Annotated in this window: 17 protein-coding genes; 7 read left to right on the top strand and 10 right to left on the bottom strand. The window is 41.5% G+C overall.

Features of this window, described 5'->3' with window-relative positions:
- Positions 1–133: 133 nt before the first annotated feature.
- From DWZ47_RS00770 to DWZ47_RS00750, 5 genes are all read right to left on the bottom strand, one after another.
- A complete protein-coding gene (locus DWZ47_RS00770; protein ID WP_049702058.1) occupies positions 134–1,207 on the bottom strand; it encodes an AAA family ATPase in 1,074 nt (357 codons plus the stop codon).
- A 5-nt stretch (positions 1,208–1,212) separates the two neighbouring features.
- Positions 1,213–1,500, bottom strand: coding sequence for a helix-turn-helix domain-containing protein (locus tag DWZ47_RS00765; RefSeq protein WP_005802192.1), 288 nt, complete (start codon positions 1,498–1,500; stop codon positions 1,213–1,215).
- Positions 1,501–1,631: 131 nt separating this feature from the next.
- Complete coding sequence (locus DWZ47_RS00760; protein WP_049702057.1) at positions 1,632–2,555, bottom strand: hypothetical protein; 924 nt, start codon at positions 2,553–2,555, stop codon at positions 1,632–1,634.
- Between the two features lie 111 nt (positions 2,556–2,666).
- Positions 2,667–3,860 carry a site-specific integrase gene (locus DWZ47_RS00755; RefSeq protein ID WP_004315367.1) on the bottom strand — a complete coding sequence of 398 codons (1,194 nt, stop codon included), beginning with the start codon at positions 3,858–3,860 and terminating at the stop codon, positions 2,667–2,669.
- A 178-nt stretch (positions 3,861–4,038) separates the two neighbouring features.
- Positions 4,039–4,995 carry a bile acid:sodium symporter family protein gene (locus DWZ47_RS00750; RefSeq protein ID WP_115484708.1) on the bottom strand — a complete coding sequence of 319 codons (957 nt, stop codon included), beginning with the start codon at positions 4,993–4,995 and terminating at the stop codon, positions 4,039–4,041.
- 81 nt (positions 4,996–5,076) lie between these two features.
- Between DWZ47_RS00750 and DWZ47_RS00745 the strand changes: the two genes are divergently transcribed.
- The 3 genes from DWZ47_RS00745 to dnaA all read left to right on the top strand — a co-directional run bounded on the left by DWZ47_RS00745 (position 5,077) and on the right by dnaA (position 9,003).
- Positions 5,077–6,336, top strand: a complete 1,260-nt coding sequence (locus DWZ47_RS00745; RefSeq protein WP_042994454.1) for an N-acetylmuramoyl-L-alanine amidase — start codon at positions 5,077–5,079, stop codon at positions 6,334–6,336.
- A 9-nt stretch (positions 6,337–6,345) separates the two neighbouring features.
- Positions 6,346–7,239 (top strand): MlaD family protein, encoded by an 894-nt coding sequence (locus DWZ47_RS00740; RefSeq protein ID WP_117512103.1) that lies wholly within the window; start codon positions 6,346–6,348, stop codon positions 7,237–7,239.
- A gap of 351 nt (positions 7,240–7,590) precedes the next feature.
- On the top strand, positions 7,591–9,003 hold the full coding sequence (gene dnaA / locus DWZ47_RS00735; protein WP_004299347.1) for a chromosomal replication initiator protein DnaA: 1,413 nt from the start codon (positions 7,591–7,593) through the stop codon (positions 9,001–9,003).
- A gap of 96 nt (positions 9,004–9,099) precedes the next feature.
- On the opposite strand, the gene DWZ47_RS00730 is transcribed toward dnaA, so the two are convergent.
- Positions 9,100–9,843 (bottom strand): NADPH-dependent oxidoreductase, encoded by a 744-nt coding sequence (locus tag DWZ47_RS00730; protein WP_008024992.1) that lies wholly within the window; start codon positions 9,841–9,843, stop codon positions 9,100–9,102.
- Positions 9,844–10,127: 284 nt separating this feature from the next.
- On the opposite strand from DWZ47_RS00730, the gene DWZ47_RS00725 reads away from it, so the two are divergent.
- The 4 genes from DWZ47_RS00725 (at position 10,128) to folB (ending at position 17,194) form a co-directional block, all read left to right on the top strand.
- Positions 10,128–12,671, top strand: coding sequence for an adenosylcobalamin-dependent ribonucleoside-diphosphate reductase (locus tag DWZ47_RS00725; RefSeq protein WP_004299345.1), 2,544 nt, complete (start codon positions 10,128–10,130; stop codon positions 12,669–12,671).
- A gap of 131 nt (positions 12,672–12,802) precedes the next feature.
- The gene (locus DWZ47_RS00720) at positions 12,803–15,484 is read left to right on the top strand and encodes a 4-alpha-glucanotransferase (protein ID WP_117512102.1); all 2,682 of its coding nucleotides are present in this window, start codon (positions 12,803–12,805) and stop codon (positions 15,482–15,484) included.
- Positions 15,485–15,786: 302 nt separating this feature from the next.
- Positions 15,787–16,839, top strand: coding sequence for an acyltransferase family protein (locus DWZ47_RS00715; protein WP_032852829.1), 1,053 nt, complete (start codon positions 15,787–15,789; stop codon positions 16,837–16,839).
- A complete protein-coding gene (gene folB, locus DWZ47_RS00710; RefSeq protein ID WP_004299342.1) occupies positions 16,823–17,194 on the top strand; it encodes a dihydroneopterin aldolase in 372 nt (123 codons plus the stop codon). Before DWZ47_RS00715 ends, folB begins: the two co-directional genes overlap by 17 nt.
- Positions 17,195–17,325: 131 nt before the next feature.
- Here the strand turns inward: folB and DWZ47_RS00705 are convergent, their stop codons facing one another.
- From DWZ47_RS00705 to mtaB, 4 genes are read right to left on the bottom strand one after another with little or no spacing between them, the layout of a single operon-like run.
- Positions 17,326–17,850 (bottom strand): methylglyoxal synthase, encoded by a 525-nt coding sequence (locus tag DWZ47_RS00705; protein ID WP_004306620.1) that lies wholly within the window; start codon positions 17,848–17,850, stop codon positions 17,326–17,328.
- Positions 17,834–18,883: a glycosyltransferase family 2 protein gene (locus DWZ47_RS00700; protein WP_085929311.1), complete on the bottom strand. Its 1,050-nt coding sequence runs from the start codon at positions 18,881–18,883 to the stop codon at positions 17,834–17,836. The genes DWZ47_RS00705 and DWZ47_RS00700 overlap by 17 nt, the downstream gene beginning before the upstream one ends.
- Before the next feature lie 2 nt (positions 18,884–18,885).
- Positions 18,886–19,809: a lysophospholipid acyltransferase family protein gene (locus DWZ47_RS00695; protein WP_115484713.1), complete on the bottom strand. Its 924-nt coding sequence runs from the start codon at positions 19,807–19,809 to the stop codon at positions 18,886–18,888.
- A gap of 2 nt (positions 19,810–19,811) precedes the next feature.
- Positions 19,812–21,131 (bottom strand): tRNA (N(6)-L-threonylcarbamoyladenosine(37)-C(2))-methylthiotransferase MtaB, encoded by a 1,320-nt coding sequence (gene mtaB, locus DWZ47_RS00690; protein ID WP_117512101.1) that lies wholly within the window; start codon positions 21,129–21,131, stop codon positions 19,812–19,814.
- Positions 21,132–21,218 lie beyond the last annotated feature (87 nt).

Below are 21,218 nucleotides of genomic sequence, written 5' to 3'. Positions count from 1 at the left end.
GTTGAAAAGTGCGCCAGTCCTGTTTAGTCCGTTATATATACACCCGTACCATACTAAACCTGCCTGTTCCGATACAGGGAAATAGTAAGTCCGTTCCTCTTGTATATACACCCGGACTAAACCAAACTGACTTTTAATAATGGAAATCGGGATTATAGCGGTAGCCCTTGCCCTCTTTCACAATCATGCGCTTGTTCACAAGAAACTTGTTAAGCGACACAAGAACATTGCGTCCACGCTCGTAACCGATACTCGCATAACCCTGTTTCAATGCCGCTATGACATTGGAATAGCCTTGTACCACCTGCTTGCCGAAACCGTTCTCCAACGCTTCCCGGTGTTGCCGTTCAGTCAGTTCCGCAAGCGAAAAGTTCCTGTCCTGCTTAGGTTGTTGGAATACATAATCATCCACGATTTCGGGTAAAGCGTTGTCATTGATACGGAATGCGAACGGGTCAAATTCCCGGTCACGTATGTGCATCGCCTTTACCTCGCTTATGTTGCCGTCCTGCTGGCTTTTCGTGATTTGCAGGACGGTTTCAGCCTTGTTGTTCAGTTCCGTACCGATATGCCCCCTTGTGTTGTCATCCCCCTTATTCAAATGCAGTACAGTGTGGATATGCAGGTTATATCCGCTTGACCAGCGCATCAAGAGGTTGATTAGGTCGGTTGATTCGCTGGGGCTGTTGATGTCATACATCAAGTCACGGATTCCGTCAATGATGAGCAACCCCACATCGGGCATATTTTCAAGCATATAGCCGATAATCTGTTTCCGCTTGTCGGGGGTCTGCTCCCTTAGCACGATGAAAACAAAATCGTCCCTGTCCTTGTCGGTAGGCAGTCCGGCAAGTCGCAAAATACGCTCCATGACCTTATGGCAATGGTATTTGCTCTGCTCGGTATCTACATAGAGGATTTTCCGCTTGTTCGGTGGCAGATATGCCGAATACTTCAGTACCTCGTCATTCTTCAACGCTGCCGCAACGATGGCGGAAATGTTGAATGTCTTTTTGCTCTTGGCTTTTCCTGTGGATGCGCTGAAATTACCCAGCGTGCCAATGGTAGAGCCGTTCACCCAGAGTATTTCGGGCGGCACTTCGTAAGTGTCCGTCACCTTTAGATGGATGGTTTTCCAAAGGGCTGCAAAATCCTCTTTCTGCATGGTGACATCCTGCCCGGCTTCTGTCGCTTTTCTATTTTCCATAGCCGCTATTTCTTTAAGGGACGGTTAAGGATATATTTCTGCGCTTCCTGCTCTATCTGCGCCTGCGTCTTCACCGGGTTCTGACGCAACCACGCTTCTAATTCCGCTTTCTCAAAATAAAGCATTTTGCCCTGCGGCTTGTAATGGGGTATCAAGTTACCCGAAGTCAGCTTGTACAGGTAACTTTTTGAAAGGTTCAAGAACTTGCTCGCTTCATCAAAACTAAGCACATTCTTTGAAAGGAACACTAAATTTTCGAGTTCTGCAACTCGCTTCTCAATACTTGTTTCCATATAACAAAAGTATTTGCGTTAGACAATATGGAGTGCATGCCCTCCAGTTTCTTGTAATCGATTACGGGGGCAAAAGTATTGAGGAATAGCTTGATAGTGGATTAAGCTATGTTTGAGGTATTAACCTATTCTTAAAGTTTTTTCAGTTGTTTGATATAATTGCTGATGGTTACATAATCTTTTTCATGTTCCACCCCTTTTACATAATTGGCGGCTGTGGCTAAATCACCTTGATTCAGATATTTATCTTTCTTTATATTCTTCGTAACAAACAACTTATTCTTTGCTATAACAGATTGCCAGTTAGGTGTTATCAAACCACGATTGCTTAATTCCGAAAAAAGAAAAGCTACCTGCCTGTTGTTATTAGACCTAAATATAACTTTTGGCTTACAGGAAAGTATTGCTTTCAAATCTTCAAAAGTCATAGGAGCATTGAAAATTTCCACTTCATTGATACAATCCACCAACAATGCTATTTGTCTGTCGTTTAAAATAGACTTAAACGGATTTTCTGTTTCAGCAATATGGGAGATAATTTTAGGCTCTTGGCATTTATCTTGAATTGGTTGCGGCTCTTTCTGTTGTGGCTGCATTTCCGCTTGCACCTTACTTTCTTTCTTTTTTCGCAAGTACGCAGAATATTTTTCCAATACAACAGTTTTAACTATTACAGAAAAATAAGGCAGTTCTTCATCATAAACCGTATTATCTTGCTCATACCGGGAATAATCAAATGAAAGAGGATTAAACGACATGTATTTTCTTTTCTCATCGGATTTCAAGGATTCATAAAAACCGCTTTCCCAAAAGAAATCAGATACAGAATAAAAATATTGAATATCATTCAACACAGAATAACGAATATATAACTGCACCAACTCATCAGTGGTACGAACATATTCTTGCTGTTCCAGTTTATCAGCCTGTTCTGCGTCGAAATATAAGGACTTAGAGGCAATATTATCTATCATAACTTGGCTGGCATGATTGATACAGCGATTGAATATACCTTGTATATGGTCGAATTTTATTTTCAGTTCTTCTTCTGTCATAATAATCTATGTTTCAGTTAGTAGAAACAAAGATATATTTTTCCGGCTAAACAAAGACAAAAAAAGAAAGAAAGTACGGTAACTGTGATATAACCATACTTTCTTTTTAAATCAGTCCGTCAAATTCGGTATCAAACTTATAGCTTCTTCTTTTTTCTTATCGACAATCTTCGCATAAATTTGAGTTGTGGCAATATTTTTATGTCCTAACAATTTGCTAACTGTGTACAAGTCAGCCCCCAATGTAAGCATCATGGTAGCATGGGTATGCCGGGCAACATGAAACGAGATATGCTTAATAATCCCTGCGTCTTTCGCCCATTTTTGAAGTATTTTATTTATAGTTCCCTCATGCGTCAAAGGAAAAATCAAATCATCGCCTTTTGCTTCATTTTGTTGCGGCAACCACTTTAACGCTTCATCGGATATAGGCAGATAAAGCGGTTCTTTTGTTTTCTGCATCTTTATTTCAATTCTTATTCTTTCACCGCTTTTCTGCAAATCGTTCCACTTCAATTTTCTTATATCGCTTACACGCAGCCCACACAAACAACTGAAAAGAAAGGCTTGTTTCATTATCTCATACTTGCACTCTGTCCCGATAAGCCGCTTCAATTCCTCTATTGTCAAATACTCCCTGCGGCTGACTTCCGCTTTTACCTTACTGGCAAAATCAAACTCTTTCGTTGGATTGACCGTAATAATCCCCTCTTTATAGGCTCTATTTATAGCGGTACGCAGCACCCCATAGTAAGCAATAACGGAATTATTACTTAATACACCCCCAGCCTTTAACAAACCAAACTTGCTTGCTTTCTTCGCTTGTTTCAAGAAATCCACAAAGCTATTTAAGAAGTCCTTATCTATATCACGAAAAGCTATGTAATCCCCTCTGAACAACTTTAGTTCACGGATGGTATTACCAACAGTCTTTTCATAGTTCAAGCTGCCACGTTCTTTAGATTGGCTTCTCATGTTCATTAAATAATCAATCACATTCGCTTTTGACTTGTTGGTGTTCTGAAAACCGTGTGCATCATTTTGTAACTCCACTATCCTCTTACTCTGAATCGCTTTTGCAAGAGCCAATGTAGCTTCGTTCTTCGCCTTATCCTCCCTCGTTTTTTCGGGTATAAGGTACAACTTCAAAAATTCATATTGCCGTTTACCGCCAACATAATTTTCTTTTCTAATAACATCACCTGTATAATAGTCCAAATAAATAGACTGGTTGCCATTGGCAAGCTGCTTGAATCTAATCCTTACAGGTTCTTTCAATTTAACTTCTTGTTTTTTCTTCGCCATAATTATGTTCTTATTTTGTTACCGATACAAATATAGCGATTTGTTTTGTTACTCCAATGAATACGGGTAACAAAATAGTAACAAAATAAAGGCATTTATTAGACTAAACAAGAAAACAAGGAAAATAAAGGAAATTACACTCAATAAACATAAAATACTAAATACCAATATCTTATATTTAATATTTTATCTCATTTTTTCTCTTTTTCCACAACTGACAGCTGTTGATGATGTTCTGCCACAACACATACGAACCGGGAGCCACAGAAGACAATGGATTCAAATAGGTATGCGCCATCCAAATAGCCAGAATTGTATTCTTTTGTCCAAGTGCTTGCCCACCACTGATACGGTCATTATAAATCGAGCCGATTGTCTTCCCCAAAAAGAACTGCAAACAACAGGCAATCAGTGCTCCGACAGCAATCATGATTTCCGTAAAACCATCCGCCGGGTCATTGAGCAAAGAATACAATGTTTGCGCAGTTACGATAGCTAAAGATACAGCCCACAAATAAAAAGCAAGTTCATGATAACCCAATAACTTCTGATGTACTTTCGGCAAACACTTGCTCAACAACCAGGCAACCAAAAAAGGACAAATTAACAACGGAAATACCTTACCCAAAATAACAAGAAACGCCTCCCAAAAAGTGACATCAGGATGGACCTCCACCAAAGGAAAAAGAATGGGCACAGCAATAGCCGCTCCAATATTTGCTATCAATGTATAAGTAGTCAGACTGGCCGCACTCCCTCCCAACTTGGAAGTAATCACCGCAGCAGCCGTAGCCGTTGGACAAATAATGCAAACCATCACTCCTTCTGCTACAATTTTATCAAAGCGATAAAGCAACAGATAAGCAGCCAACGCTCCACCAATCTGAATCAATAACAACCACAAATGGAGAGGTTTTGGCTTCAAATCACGAGGAGATACCTTACAGAAGGTCAATAGCAACATCGTAAAAATAAGATAAGGAGTCAGGAAAGAAAGGCTGATAAACAGCGGATAACCTATAGCACCTACCAGCATAGCAATAGGTAACGTCCAATTCTTCAAAAACTTAAGCATCGTCGTACATTTTAACTTCGAAGCACAAAGTAACGGAGATTTCAGGAAAAAAGCTATCATTAAACCGAAAAAAACACAAAACTTAATGGCAAATAATGAGTTTTCTACAAATTTCTACTACATTTGCACCGTATTATAGATATGAAACTGAATAGACCGTACATATTATACATATTCATTTGCCTCTGGCTGCTTTTTCTACCCTCATGTACTAACCACTTATGGGGGAAGGATTTTGTAGTAGTTATCGACGCAGGACATGGCGGACATGATCCGGGCGCCATCGGCAAAATCTCGAAAGAGAAAAATATCAATCTGAACGTTGCCCTGAAAGTGGGAAATCTGATTAAAAGGAATTGCGACGACGTCAAAGTGATTTACACTCGTAGCAAAGATGTATTCATCCCTTTGGACCGACGCGCAGAAATTGCCAACAACGCGAAGGCTGACCTCTTTATTTCCATTCACACCAATGCATTGGCTAACAACCGTACCGCAAAAGGTGCTTCAACCTGGACACTGGGTTTAGCCAAATCAGACGCTAATCTGGAAGTTGCCAAGCGAGAGAACTCCGTAATCCTCTACGAAAGTGACTACAAAACAAGATATGCCGGTTTCAACCCGAACTCTGCCGAGTCATATATTATATTTGAATTCATGCAAGATAAATACATGGAGCAGAGTGTACACCTAGCTTCACTGATGCAGAAACAATTTCGCCAAACTTGTAGAAGGGCAGACCGTGGAGTGCATCAAGCCGGATTCCTTGTCTTAAAAGCGAGTGCCATGCCGAGCATTCTGATAGAACTAGGATTTATCTCTACGCCCGAAGAGGAGCGCTATCTGAATTCCGAAGAAGGGGCCGGCACCATGGCAAAAGGCATCTACCGTGCTTTCTTAAATTATAAGAGAGAACATGAACTGCGCCTAACGGGAGTCAGCAAAACGATCGTCCCAACCGAACAGGAAGAAGACAATACCCCGGCAACTGCCCAAAAGGATACCGAAAGCGTGAACACAGCTCCCCAACAGGAAAAGCTATTGGCCGAAGCAAAAACAAAACCTGCCGCAACAGCAAAAACAGCACCGAAACGCCCAATTGTAGTAGAGAGTGCAACCAATGACAGTGAAATTACGTTTAAGATACAGATACTTACTTCTTCCAAACCTCTCGCCAAAAACGACAAACGGCTGAAAGGACTGAAAGAGGTAGATTATTATAAGGAAGGGGGAATATACAAATATACGTATGGAGCCTCCGCCGATTATAATAAGGTGTTGCGTACGAAGCGCACCATTACGGCACAATTCAAAGACGCCTTTATCATCGCTTTCCGGAACGGCGAGAAAATGAACGTCAATGAAGCGATTGCCGAATTCAAGAAAAGAAGAAATAAATAAAAAGATAAAATGAAGTACATTACAAAAGAAGTCAGAATAGGTATTGCAGGTATCGTTGCACTATGTGTGCTTATATACGGAATTAACTGGCTGAAAGGTATACACATGTTTCAACCTTCCAGCTATTTCTATGCCAAATTTGAAAACGTAAACGGACTCACCAAATCAAGCCCGGTATTTGCCGACGGTGTTCGTGTAGGTATCGTACGTGACATCTATTATGATTATGCCAAACCCGGAAATGTAATTGTCGAAGTGGAACTGGACACGGAACTGCGGATTCCCAAAGGAAGTAGTGCCGAGCTTGTATCCGAACTTATGGGAGGCGTACGCATGAATATTCTTCTGGCAAACAACCCGCGCGAAAAATATGCCGTAGGAGATACGATCCCCGGCACACTGAACAACGGAATGATGGAAAACGCGGCGAAACTGATCCCAAAGGTAGAAGAAATGCTTCCGAAACTGGATTCTATCCTCATCTCTCTGAACAATATATTAGGAGACAAGAGCATCCCTGCCACCCTGCACTCGATAGAGAAGACAACCGCCAACCTGGCAGTAGTCAGTTCGCAGGTAAAAGGGCTGATGAGTAATGACATACCTCAACTCACCAGCAAGCTGAACACCATCGGAGACAACTTTGTTGTCATCAGCGGAAATTTGAAAGAAGTAGACTATGCAGCCACTTTCAAAAAAATAGACGAAACGCTGGCTAACGTAAAAATACTTACAGAAAAATTAAACAGCAAAGATAACACTATCGGACTGCTCTTCAACGACCCGACTTTATACAATAATCTGAATGCAACAACTGAAAATGCAGCCAGCTTATTAGAAGACCTGAAAGAGCATCCGAAACGGTACGTTCACTTCTCATTATTCGGCAAGAAAGACAAGTAGCAAATTATCGTTATATAGATTTTATCTAAATAACGAAGGGCTTTCAAAAGAAAGTAGATTGCTCTTCAAATGTCTATCTACAAACCGAAATAATATTCCCGTACAAACGTACAAAAGTGAGAAAAAAGGCTAAAAATATATGTATAAGACATTAACATACAGATACTTATAAAACTGCAAGAGAGGGTAAACAGAGTGTGTCCGACAACAAACGCATAAGTCATTGAAAGTAAACACATTATTGTTAGCATGAAAAAAACAAGAAAAAATAGATTTGTTTTTTCCGAATAAGATTCCCAATTTTGCAAACGTAGAAGTTTTGCTTAATTAATAAATGTATTAAAAGTTACTATGATTGAATCAAATCATGTCGTACTTTGGAACCGCTGTCTCGACGTTATTAAAGACAATGTTCCCGAGACGACATATAATACTTGGTTTGCCCCTATTGTTCCGTTGAAATATGAGGACAAAACGTTGATCTTACAGATCCCGAGCCAGTTTTTCTATGAAATACTGGAAGAGAGATTCGTAGATCTTATACGTAAGACATTATATAAGGTCATTGGCGAAGGAACCAAGTTGATGTACAATGTCATGGTGGACAAGACTTCGATTCCGAATCAAACCGTGAATCTCGAAGCAAGCAATCGTTCTACGGCTGTTACTCCCAAAAGCATAATCGGAGGAAACAAAGCTCCCAGCTTCCTACAGGCTCCTGCCGTTCAGGATTTGGACCCGCATTTGAATCCCAATTATAATTTTGAGAACTTCATTGAAGGATACAGCAATAAACTTTCAAGAAGTGTGGCGGAAGCCGTAGCGCAAAAACCGGGAGGGACTGCTTTCAACCCGTTATTCCTTTATGGAGCATCCGGAGTAGGAAAGACGCACCTGGCAAACGCAATAGGCACGAAAATCAAAGAAATTTATCCAGAGAAAAGAGTATTGTACGTTTCGGCACATTTGTTCCAGGTACAATATACGGATTCTGTACGCAATAACACGACCAACGACTTTATTAACTTTTACCAGACGATCGATGTATTAATCATTGATGATATTCAGGAGTTTGCCGGTGTCACCAAGACTCAAAACAACTTCTTCCATATCTTCAATCATTTACACCAGAACGGCAAACAGCTTATATTAACTTCAGACCGTGCTCCTGTATTGTTGCAAGGTATTGAAGAACGCCTCCTGACCCGTTTCAAATGGGGTATGGTAGCCGAGCTTGAAAAGCCGACGGTAGAACTTCGCAAAAACATTCTACGCAACAAGATACACCGCGACGGATTACAATTCCCGCCGGAAGTGATCGATTATATTGCCGAAAATGTGAATGAAAGTGTACGCGATCTGGAAGGTATCGTCATTGCTATCATGGCTCGTTCCACTATTTTCAACAAAGAAATAGATTTGGATTTGGCACAACACATTGTTCATGGAGTGGTTCATAACGAGACTAAAGCGGTTACCATCGATGATATCCTCAAAGTGGTATGCAAGCATTTTGATCTGGAACCGTCTGCCATACATACAAAATCCAGAAAAAGGGAAGTCGTTCAAGCACGACAGATCGCCATGTATCTAGCTAAAAACCACACAGACTTTTCAACTTCTAAGATAGGTAAGTTTATCGGTAACAAAGACCATGCAACGGTACTTCACGCCTGCAAAACCGTAAAAGGACAATTGGAGGTGGACAAAAGCTTTAGTGCAGAAGTACAGGAAATAGAATCGTTACTGAAAAAGAGAAACTGAAATCAAGTATCAAGTATTAAGCATTACCGTTGCTATACAATATCGCATGATAAAGTCCATCCGCATGGATAATACTTAATACTTGATACTTAATACTTATTTCAAGAATCCTTGCTGACGAAGTACTTTCAATAGATTTTCGGACATAAATTCGTTATCTTTCTTTGTGTAACGCACGTCCGTAAAGACTTGAGCCAATGTTTCTTTTTTATTTTCTTCGATAAACTGCTTGTTTTCCGGCAATGATTCTTTGTAGGCATAGAGTTTATCTATTTCTTCCGGTGTATAGTCGTGATATTTTTCATCGTGCACGGCAGCTTCCAAAGGCAAACGGTCTACTTGTGCGGGAATACCATCCGGATAGCCTACCGTTATTGTGGTGAGAGGGAATACCAGTTCGGGGAGTTGGAGGGTATCAATAATCATTTGAGGATTATAAGTGGTAGTTCCCAAATAACAAATGCCGAGTCCTGCTTCTTCCGCCAGCGTACAAAAAGTCTGTGCAACAAGCAAAGTATCCATAGACGCATTCATAAAAGACATTAAATTATCGTAGCCCGGCACTGCTTTCCGCTGTTCACACCATTTGCTGAAACGACGGAAATCAGCACAAAAAGTCAGTACGACTGGAGCATTTTTTACCATCGGCTGATTGAAATGAGCAGGCGAAAGTTTCTCCTTCATTTCCGCATCGCGAGTCACAATCACACTATAAAGTTGCATCCCACCCATCGTAGAAGCACGGAAAGAGGTTTCAAGCAAATCATTTAACAAACTCGGATTTATATCTTTAGGCAGATATTTCCGGATAGTTCTTCTGTTCTTTACGGTTTCAAACATATCTTTTTTTTGCAAAGATATAAAAAGAAAAAAATAATCCACCACACTAGTGGAATAGAATAGTTTTCTTTTTGGAGAACTTTAACCTTTGAACAAAATCCAATTCTAACTCTTTATCAAATACTTAGCATAAACAAATGGAAAACTTGCAACCTGTTAATAAATTAATTCATTTTTATTTTGATAGATGAAAAAACATTCTTAGCTTTGCGCCTACATTTGTTAACGATAAGTAAACTTCTACATATTACTTATTAAAAACGAGATTTAACACAAATTGAATCGTGGAAAAACAGATTTATTCTTACGACGAAGCCTATGAAGAATCTTTACGATATTTTCAAGGCGACGAGCTTGCTGCAAGGGTTTGGGTAAACAAATACGCAGTAAAGGATTCTTTCGGTAATATCTATGAAAAATCCCCGGAAGACATGCATTGGAGAATTGCAAATGAAGTGGCACGCGTAGAATCGAAGTATCCGAATGCGTTAACAGCAAAAGAACTGTATGATTTACTGGATCACTTCAAGTACATCGTCCCCCAAGGTAGCCCGATGACAGGAATCGGTAACGACTACCAGGTTGCTTCACTATCCAACTGCTTCGTTATCGGAGTGGACGGTGCAGCCGACTCTTATGGCGCTATCATCAAAATCGACGAAGAACAGGTGCAACTAATGAAAAGACGCGGTGGTGTAGGTCATGACTTATCACACATCCGTCCGAAAGGTTCTCCCGTTAAAAACTCGGCGTTGACTTCTACCGGTCTTGTTCCGTTCATGGAACGATATTCGAATTCCACTCGTGAAGTAGCTCAAGACGGACGTCGCGGTGCATTGATGTTGAGCGTGTCTATCAAGCATCCGGATTCGGAAGCATTCATTGATGCCAAGATGACCGAAGGTAAAGTGACCGGAGCAAACGTTTCTGTCAAGTTGGACGACGCTTTCATGCAGGCTGCCGTAGACGAAAAGCCGTATGTACAGCAATATCCTATCGACTCTGCCCAACCTACATTCACCAAGGAAATCGACGCTTCTACCTTGTGGAAGAAAATCGTTCACAATGCATGGAAATCGGCAGAACCGGGCGTTTTGTTCTGGGATACGATTATCCGTGAATCTGTGCCTGATTGTTATGCAGACCTGGGGTATAGAACGGTATCTACCAACCCATGCGGAGAAATTCCTCTATGTCCTTACGATTCTTGCCGCTTATTGGCTATCAATCTATATTCTTATGTGGTAAATCCGTTCAAACCGGATGCTTATTTTGATTTCGACCTGTTCCAAAAACACGTGGCTCTCGCTCAACGGATCATGGACGATATTATCGACCTCGAACTAGAGAAGATCGAACGTATCATGACCAAGATTGACGAAGATCCGGAAAACGAAGAAGTGAAACATGCGGAACGTGCACTTTGGGAGAAAATCTACAAGAAGAGCGGACAAGGTCGTCGTACTGGCGTAGGTATCACTGCAGAAGGTGATATGCTTGCTGCATTAGGATTGCGCTACGGAACGGAAGAAGCAACGGAATTCTCTGAAAAAGTACACAAGACAGTAGCTCTCGGCGCCTATCGTTCTTCAGTGGAAATGGCCAAAGAACGCGGTGCCTTCGAAATATATAATAGCGAACGTGAACAGAACAATCCGTTCATCCAACGCCTGGCAGCAGCTGATCCGAAACTGTATGAGGACATGAAGAAATATGGTCGCCGCAACATTGCCTGCCTGACGATTGCTCCAACCGGAACGACCAGTTTGATGACGCAGACCACTTCGGGTATCGAGCCTGTATTCCTGCCTGTTTACAAACGTAGAAGAAAGGTGAACCCGAACGATACGAATGTGCATGTAGACTTTGTAGACGAAACAGGGGACGCATTTGAAGAATACATCGTATTCCATCATAAATTTGTTACTTGGATGGAAGCTAACGGATACGACCCGGCCAGACGTTACACCCAGGAAGAGATTGACGAACTGGTTGCCAAATCTCCTTATTACAAAGCGACTTCTAACGATGTCGACTGGTTGATGAAGGTGAAGATGCAGGGAAGAATCCAGAAATGGGTAGACCACTCTATCAGCGTAACCATCAATCTGCCGAACGATGTGGACGAGGATTTAGTAAACCGCCTGTATGTAGAGGCATGGAAATCCGGCTGTAAAGGTTGTACCGTATATCGTGACGGTTCACGCTCTGGAGTGCTGATCTCTACGAAATCGGATAAAGACAAGAAAGAAGGACTTCCTCCTTGCAAACCGCCTACGGTTGTAGAGGTACGTCCGAGAATATTGGAAGCAGACGTTGTCCGTTTCCAGAACAACAAGGAAAAATGGGTAGCTTTTGTCGGATTATTGGACGGACACCCTTATGAAATATTCACTGGTTTGCAAGATGACGACGAAGGTATCTTGCTGCCTAAGAGCGTAACTTGCGGACGTATCATCAAAAATGTGGATGAAGACGGTACCAAACGTTACGACTTCCAATTCGAGAACAAACGCGGATATAAGACGACCATTGAAGGATTGTCAGAGAAGTTCAACAAGGAATACTGGAACTATGCAAAATTGATTTCCGGCGTGCTTCGCTACCGGATGCCGATTGAACAGGTTATCAAACTGGTTGGCTCTCTGCAATTGAACAGTGAAAGTATCAACACTTGGAAAAACGGTGTAGAACGTGCATTGAAGAAGTATATTCAGGATGGAACGGAAGCCAAAGGTAAGAAGTGCCCGAACTGTGGCAACGAGACATTGGTTTATCAGGAAGGCTGTCTGATTTGTACTACTTGCGGCGCTTCCAGATGTGGATAATAGTCCTACGTATGTTAATTAATATATAAACAAAAGATTAAAAGGAGTCCGGTGCGGCTCCTTTTATTTTTTATTCAAAAAAATGTCTTATACTTGCAGTGTCTTACATATACAATCAAAATCTAATATATATGATTCTATCATTTAATATTGAATACCGCACCAATTGGGGAGAAGAAGTAAGGATTTCCGGCTTATTTCCGGAATCAATTCCTTTACACACCACCGATGGTATCTATTGGACGGCAGAACTTGAGCTTGAAGTCCCTCAAGAAGGGATGACCATCAATTATAGCTATCAGATAGAGCAAAACGGAATAGTTATCCGCAAGGAATGGGACAGTTTTTCGAGATCTATTTTCTTATCAGGTAGTTCCAGGAAGATATACAGAATCAATGATTGCTGGAAAAATATCCCGGAACAACTATATCTTTATAGTTCTGCTTTTACAGAAGCCTTACTGGCACATCCTGAAAAAGAGAATATCCCGCAAAGATATAAGAAGGGACTGGTTATCAAGGCCTACGCCCCACGTATCAACAAAGATTATTGCCTGGCAATTTGTGGCAACCAGAAATCATTAGGTCACTGGGACCCGGAGAAAGCGGTGTTGATGAGTGATACCAATTTCCCGGAATGGCAGATAGAACTGGACGCCAGCAAACTAAAATATCCGCTGGAATATAAATTCATCCTCTACAACAAACAGGAAAAGAAAGCAGACTGCTGGGAGAAAAACCCTAACCGCTATCTGGCAGACCCGGAACTGAAGACCAACGAAACGCTCGTGATTGCCGACCGATATGTTTATTTCGACATTCCCGCATGGAAAGGGGCAGGAATCGCTATACCCGTATTTTCTTTAAAATCAGAGAAAAGTTTCGGAGTAGGTGATTTCGGCGACTTGAAACGTATGGTCGACTGGGCAGTAAATACTCGCCAGAAAGTTATTCAGATTTTACCGGTCAACGACACCACCATGACTCATGCATGGACGGACTCTTATCCTTATAACAGCATTTCTATTTATGCTTTCCATCCGATGTATGCGGATATCAGGCAAATGGGAACTCTGAAAGATAAAGAAGCGGCATCGAAATTCAGCAAGAAGCAAAAGGAACTGAACAACCTCCCTGCTATTGACTACGAAGCGGTCAACCAAACTAAATGGGAGTTTTTCAACTTACTGTTCCGACAGGAAGGAGAAAAGGTATTGGCTTCCAAAGGTTTCAAAGATTTCTTTGAAACGAACAAGGAATGGCTGCAACCTTATGCAGTCTTTAGTTATCTGCGCGATGCCTACAAAACGCCCAATTTCCGCAAATGGCCGCGACACTCTGTTTACCAAGCGGAAGATATAGAAAAAATGTGCCAACCGGGAACGGCAGATTATCCTCACATCTCGTTGTATTATTATATCCAGTATCATCTGCATCTACAGTTGTTGTCTGCAACCGAATATGCCCGCCAACACGGTGTTGTATTAAAGGGGGATATTCCGATTGGTATCAGCCGCAACAGCGTGGAAGCCTGGACAGAACCTCATTACTTCAATCTCAACGGACAAGCGGGTGCTCCGCCCGATGATTTCTCGATCAACGGGCAAAACTGGGGATTCCCCACATACAACTGGGATGTCATGGAAAAAGACGGATACCACTGGTGGATGAAGCGTTTTCAGAAAATGGCAGAATACTTCGATGCTTACCGGATCGATCATATCCTCGGGTTCTTCCGTATTTGGGAAATACCAATGCACGCTGTACATGGATTGTTAGGCCAGTTTGATCCTTCTTTGCCGATGAGCCGGGAAGAAATCGAAAGTTATGGTCTAACGTTCCGGGATGAATATCTGCTACCATTCATCCATGAATCTTTCCTCGGACAGTTGTTCGGACCGCATACCCATTTAGTCAAACAGGACTTTCTTCAATTGGTTGATGACTCCGGACTTTATCGGATGAAACCAGGATTCGAAACACAACGGGAGGTAGAACAATTCTTTGCCGGTAGAAATGATGAAGATAGTATCTGGATTCGGGAAGGGCTTTATTCATTAATCAGTAACGTCTTATTTGTTGCGGATAAGAAAGAGGAAGGTAAATACCACCCGCGTATCGGTGTGCAACGAGATTTCGTATTCCGATCGCTGAACGAAGAAGAGAAAAATGCGTTTAACAGACTATACGACCAGTATTATTATCACCGGCACAACGAGTTCTGGTATCAACAGGCTATGAAGAAGTTACCTCAACTGACACAATCAACCCGCATGTTGGTTTGTGGAGAAGATTTGGGGATGATTCCTGCTTGTGTGTCGTCGGTGATGAATGATCTCCGGATTCTTAGTCTGGAAATTCAGCGGATGCCTAAGAATCCGATGTATGAATTCGGGCATTTAAATGAATATCCGTACCGGTCTGTCTGCACAATCTCCACTCACGATATGTCTACGTTGCGTGGCTGGTGGGAAGAAGATTATCAACAGACCCAACGTTACTATAATGCAACGTTAGGACATTATGGAGTTGCACCGACAACTGCCACCCCGGAGTTGTGCGAGGAAATCGTACGCAACCATCTCAACAGTAATTCCATTCTCTGTATCTTGTCTTTCCAGGATTGGTTATCGATAGACGGGAAATGGAGAAATCCGAATGTGGCGGAAGAGCGAATTAATGTTCCATCCAATCCACGAAATTACTGGAGATACCGGATGCATCTCACTCTGGAGCAGTTGATGAAAGCAAAAACACTTAATGATAAGATTAGCGAATTGATTAAATACACAGGAAGAGATCCGAATAAATAGAATAAAAGATACAAGTAACTTTCTAAAAGGATATTTTCCGGACACTACCGACGCGGATAACACTAGATTAAGAACGCCAAAAATCTATGTGATCCGCGTCATTCGTTTTTCAAGGATATATTGATAACAGAGGTAAAATAAGGAGTTTCAAAACATAGTCAACCGTTTTTTTCGCAATAATATCATTACTATATATCATACTTTTTCGCTTTTCGCATCATTCGTTTATTTTTTCAATGTTCCTCTTTTTATTCCGATTTATAAAGTATCTTTGCGCCGAAAAAGAGAAATTAAAAGAGATAATGGAAGGCAACCAGAGCAGACGTATTGATTTTGTGGACTTAACCAAAGGAGTCTGCATTATCCTTGTGGTAATGGCACATGTTGGAGGAGCCTTCGAACAACTGGATACGAATTCGATGTTATCCTGTTTCCGCATGCCGCTTTACTTCTTTATCTCGGGAGTGTTTTTCAAATCATACGAAGGCCTGTTCGGATTCATCCTGCGAAAAATAAACAAATTGATTATTCCTTTTCTTTTCTTCTATCTAAGTGCATTTCTAATGAAATACATTGTTTGGAAGATTGCTCCGGGGGTATTTCAACTGCCTGTGTCATGGAATGAACTCTTAGTTGTATTTCATGGACACGACCTTATCAAGTTCAATCCACCGATCTGGTTTCTACTCGCATTATTCAATTGTAATATCCTATTTTATCTAATTCACTTTCTGCGTGAAAAGCATCTGCCTGTCATGTTCGCTGTGACAATTCTGATTGGTTGTGCAGGATTTTATCTCGGAAAATTACAGATAGAGTTACCCCTGTATATAGATGTTTCCATGACTGCCCTCCCCTTCTATGTGGCCGGTTTCTGGATCCGACGGTATAATTTCTTTCTATATCCCAGCCATCGTTTCGACAAACTGATACCGGTTTTTGTTGTATTGGCACTGGTGGTAATGTACTTTACCGCTACTACATTGGGGATGCGTACCAACAATTATACGGGAAATATTTTTCAAGTATATATCGCTGCGTTTGCAGGAATATTTATGATTATGTTACTTTGCAAAAAAGTGAAGAAGATAAAGGTTGTTTCTTACTTGGGACGATATTCAATTATCACCTTAAGTATCCATGGACCGATACTTCATTTTTTAGGTCCATTAGTCAGCCGTTATATTCACAATAGTTGGGCACAGGCAAGCGCACTTTTGCTTATAACATTAAGCATCTGCCTTCTGCTCACACCCGTCTTTCTTAAAGTGATTCCACAAATGGTTGCACAGAAAGACCTGTTAAAAGTCAAACAAGATCACACTAAAAAGACAGTATATGAAGATAAACAGTAGCTATATCCTTTTGAAAGAAATTCGTTGTTACGCCTATCATGGAGTTGCACCGCAAGAAAATCTGATTGGGAATGAATATCTCATTGACCTGAAACTGAAAGTAGATATCAGCAAAGCTGCCCGGACAGATGAAGTTACCGACACCGTCAACTATGCTGAAGTACATCAGGTGATAGAAAATGAAATGGCTGTTCCCTCAAAATTGCTGGAACACGTTAGCGGACGGATTATACAAAAACTCTTTGACCAATTCCCCTGTATTGAAGAAATCGAACTCCGGCTTTCCAAACGAAACCCACCGATGGGAGCAGATATAGAGTCTGCAGGAATTGAGCTACACTGCAGCAGGAAATAAGATAATCACAACTGGAAATGAAACATAAATGACGAAATGCAGATAATACGATATTAATAAAGTAATCCGTATCATCTGCATTCCTTTTTAAGCAAGATCTGCTTCTATTTTCACAGCCGTAAACTACCGGCTTATTTTCTCTTCTTTTTTCTTCTATTTACCGATTCTACAGCCTCCGTCACCACAGGTTTATCCTGGAAACGTTTCGTATAACTGGAATAGTCCGGATGAATACGTTCGTAATCAGGATCCATAAATAACGGACTGGAAATAATATGATCTGCCGTAGAACGGTTACAACAGAAAACTATATTTTCTACACCGGCCAAACGGGTTAATGCTTTCACATCCGTATCATGCGGTTGCAGTGTCATGGGATCCGTGAAGAAAAAGAGATAATCAATCTGCCCATCCACAATACGTGACCCCATCTGTTGGTCACCACCTAACGGACCTGATTTTAAAATCGTAAAATCCCACTCTTCATCAGGATGTTTCTCCTTCAATGCTTCCAATATCAAAGTACCTGTAGTACCCGTACAGTAGAATTTATTACCCATCAACAGTTCCGAGTTCCATAGCACCCATTCGATGAGGTCTTTTTTCATTGCATCGTGTGCTACCAGCCCGATGCCTCTTCTAACCTTTGATTCCATTTGCTATCCTTTTAAAATCCGACAATTGAGAGAACCGTTTGCATCCTCTCGCATAAAACTGCCACAAGATACTACTTTTTGTCCGTTCAGGTATCGGATTCAAAGTTTTTTTTCTCATATTCTCTTCACGGGATAAAGAAAATGACGGACATAGTTGTTTATACTCTTTCCGCGCACGTATCACAGCACGAGCATTGTCCCAGTGCCCTTGCAACAAGAAATTAAACGCTGCCACATAATCGAGACAGGCCCGGATACGCATCACTTTATTTAACTCCTTCTGTGGAAGATTCTTATAGAGCATGACAAGATTATTACGGAAATTAAGAAAAGTCTTACGAGGATTCTCTTTTTTAAGAGTAGCTCCTCCTACATGATAGACAATACTTTGAGGTACACAGACAATCTCACGATTCCGCGAACGAAGTCGCCAGCACAAATCTATTTCTTCCATGTGAGCAAAAAAACGTCCATCCAATCCTCCTACATTCACATAATCAGTGTGCCGGATAAACAACGCTGCCCCCGTTGCCCAAAAAACAGGAATCACCGTATCATATTGGCCTTCATCCTTCTCCACAACTCCCATTATACGCCCCCTGCAGAAAGGATAACCATATTTATCAATAAAGCCACCAGCCGCTCCGGCATATTCAAAATATTCTTTTTGTCGTTGACTTCGTATCTTCGGCTGACAAGCAGCCACCTCCGGATGAGCATCCAAATAAGCAATCATTGGTTCCAGCCAATGCTCCGTCACCTCGACATCTGAATTCAAAAGAACTACATATTCTGCGTCGACCTGCTGCAATGCCCAATTATATCCATCGGCAAAGCCATAATTTTGGTCGAGCACAATCGTTCTGACAGAAGGAAATTCCTGTTGAAGCAAACTCACAGAAGTGTCCGTAGAGCCATTATCAGCTACACAGACCTCAACCCCCTCCCCCTCTGAATAGCGGACGACGGACGGAAGAAAAGTACGAAGCATATCGCACCCGTTCCAATTCAAGATTACAACTGAAACCTTCATCATTATTCTTTCTTCTTATTCAATTCCTTCTGTTCCAGCTGATCAGCCTCTTCTTTGGTTAATTTCCAGCGTTTATGAGACCATAACCAGTATGCCGGTTCCCTGCGAATCGTTTGCTCCAACCTATGGGCAAACATTTCCGTGATTTCTCCTTCTCTTGTTTCTTTCGGTGTTTCCGTCATTAACTTGAACTCCGCTTCACAATACCCTCTACGCTTCTTACTAAGCTCACAATAAAAAACAGGAAAGTTCATCATTTTAGCAATACGCTCCGCACCATCCAGGAAAGCCGTCTCCTGCCCCAAAAAAGTAGTCCAGTATTTATCATACCCACTGGGCCATTGATCGGTAATCAGCCCAACTACCATCTTTTTCCCATCACGTTTCAACTTAATAATTTCACGTGCTGTAGAATGTTTCGGGATATTATATCCCCCGAAACGAGAACGAATACGTTTAAATAATTCGTCCAGATATTTATCTCTCAATGGTTTATAAACTTGCACAGGGACATCTTCCGGTTTCATGATTGATCCCATACCTATTAACCACTCATAATTGGCGTAATGAGGAATCATTACTATAATACCTCCATACTTTTCAGTTAGTTCCAGATATTGCTCCGTATTCTTATAAGTCATTCTTGCACAAAGCTCTTCGGCAGACATATGCAACAATTTCAAATCCTCAAGCATATAATCCGACAGATAACGATAAAATTTACGCTCTATCTGCAATCTCTCCGCATCTGTTTTTTCCGGGAACGATCTAAGCAAGTTTCCCCGAACCACTCTCCGGCGATATTTCCCAATACGATACATCAACAGACAATTAAGATCCGAGAGCATATACAAAACCCGGAACGGAAGTGCCGAAAACAACCACATTCCACTATATACCAGCCAATAGATAAGTTTGGATCTCATACTTATATCAAAATTGTACTTTTAAGTGCCGTCCTCTCTTCATTAAAGTCTCCCAGGCGTACGTTAACCACCCGATTATCCAGTGAATCATCATTTTCCACCTCTACACGGATATAATTCTCCGTAAATCCATGCATCGGAACACCTGTCTTCGATTTTTCCATCAGCACCGGCATTACCTGCCCGATATGACGCGCGTAAAAAGCCTGTGTCTTTTGGTCCGATAGTGTCAACAGACGTTGACTACGTTGATGCTTCTCTTCCGGAGAAACCACATATTCTATTTTTAAGGCTTGCGTTCCAGGACGTTCGGAATAGCTAAACACATGCAACTGCGTCACATCCAGTCCATCAATAAACTGATAAGCCTGTTCAAAGTATTCGGGCGTTTCTCCACGGGTTCCCACAATCACGTCCACTCCGATAAAAGCATCCGGCATCACCTCTTTTATCTTCCTTACTTTCGAAGCAAAAAGAGCAGTGTCATAACGACGGCGCATTAGCTGCAAAACCTCATCACAACCGGATTGCAAAGGGATATGAAAATGAGGCATAAAACTGCGGGAGTGAGACACAAACTCAATAATCGCATCAGTCAACAGATTGGGTTCTATGGAAGAGATACGATAACGTTCGATTCCTTTAACCTGATCCAATGCTTTTACTAAATCAAAGAAACTCTCTCCTGTTGTTTTGCCAAAGTCTCCGATATTCACTCCGGTCAGAACAATTTCTTTTCCTCCCTCGGCAGCCGCTTGACGGGCCTGTTCAACCATGGAAGCAATAGTCCCGTTACGACTTCGTCCCCGGGCAAAAGGAATCGTGCAATAAGAACAAAAGTAATCGCATCCATCCTGCACCTTCAAAAAGAAACGGGTACGGTCTCCCCGTGAACACGAGGGAGAGAATGAACGGATATCTTTGGTCGTCGTAGTGATAGCTTCTCCTTTTTCATGCTTTTGGAGGTCGCCCAGATATTGAAGCAATTCTCCTTTCTGTTCCGCTCCCAACACTACGTCCACTCCATCTATCTTTGCCACATCACCGGGCTTCAATTGCGCATAACATCCGGTCACTACCACAAAAGCACCAGGGTGTTGTTTTACCAGACGATGAATCGCTTGCCGGCATTTCTTATCCGCCATCTCCGTCACCGAACAGGTATTTACCACACAGATATCAGCTTTCTCTCCTTTACGCGCAGTCCGAACTCCTGCCTCACGCAGAATTTTACCAATAGTTGAAGTCTCTGAAAAATTTAATTTGCAGCCTAAAGTATAATAAACGGCTGTCTTATTTTGAAATACAGTGGTATCTATCATAAGCTGTTATAAACACATTAACTTTGCAAAGTTACACATTATTATTAGTAAAACGCTTTTGGATACGAAAGTTTATTCCTATTTTTG

Source organism: Bacteroides sp. AF32-8BH (genome assembly GCF_003435205.1).
In the GTDB taxonomy this organism is placed as follows: domain Bacteria; phylum Bacteroidota; class Bacteroidia; order Bacteroidales; family Bacteroidaceae; genus Bacteroides; species Bacteroides ovatus.
The sequence above is the reverse complement of the archived record's forward strand: the minus strand, read 5'-3'. Positions and strand labels throughout refer to the sequence as shown.